The sequence below is a fragment of the Streptomyces ipomoeae 91-03 genome (genome assembly GCF_000317595.1).
In the GTDB taxonomy this organism is placed as follows: Bacteria; Actinomycetota; Actinomycetes; order Streptomycetales; family Streptomycetaceae; genus Streptomyces; species Streptomyces ipomoeae.
On the sequence record NZ_AEJC01000405.1, the window covers coordinates 1 to 761 of the forward strand.

The window sequence follows — 761 nt, forward strand, 5'->3', positions numbered from 1 at the left end:
AGCGGGTCGACCTCGGCCGGCCACCAGTTCTTGGGCGGGTCCTTGAAGAAGTAGCCCGAGACGGCCACGACCGACGCCAGGAACAGGCCCACCGAGACGAGCACCCAGCGGAAGTTCGTGAGGTCCATGTAGCCGGTGAAGATGAAGACGAACGGCACCGAGCCGTAGGCGAAACCGCCGTTCACGAAGCCGGTCTTGCCGCCCTTGCGCTCCGGATACCACTTGGCGACCATGTTCACGCAGGTCGCGTAGACCATGCCCGCGCCCATGCCGCTGAACATGCCGAAGCCGATGTACGCGACGACCACATGCGGCGCGTACGCCAGCGAGAGATAACCCAGCAGTGTGCCGAGCGCGCCGAGCATCATCGCCGAGCGGGCGGGGAGTTTGCCGCTCTCCCGCAGCTTGCCCGCGGGGAACGCCACGGCGGCCTGGAAGAAGACCCAGACCCCCAGCATCCAGAAGATGTGCGCGCTGCTCCAACTGTGTGCCGTGTGGAGTGTGTCCTCGGCGGACGCGAACGCGTACTCGGCCGAACTGATGCCCATCATCCCGACCCACGGGAGGATGACCATCCACTTGCGTTTGCGGCCCATGATGTCGATGTCGGTCTCACCGACGCGATAGACACGTCCGTTCGCGTCGGTCACCTCTCGATAGGGAGCCGATGTGGGGAGATCGGTGGTTGTCATGTCGTGTCGCACCCCTTGCGTTCGAAAGCTCTGGCCAGCGCCCCCTGTCCAATGCCTTTCGTGCGCGCC

The 761-nt window shown here is 65.0% G+C and carries 1 protein-coding gene; it reads right to left on the minus strand.

The annotated features are described in order from the left end of the window. Nucleotides 1–692 (minus strand): MFS transporter (locus STRIP9103_RS26770; protein ID WP_048821036.1); only part of this gene is annotated, 692 nt, incomplete at its 3' end. Nucleotides 693–761 lie beyond the last annotated feature (69 nt).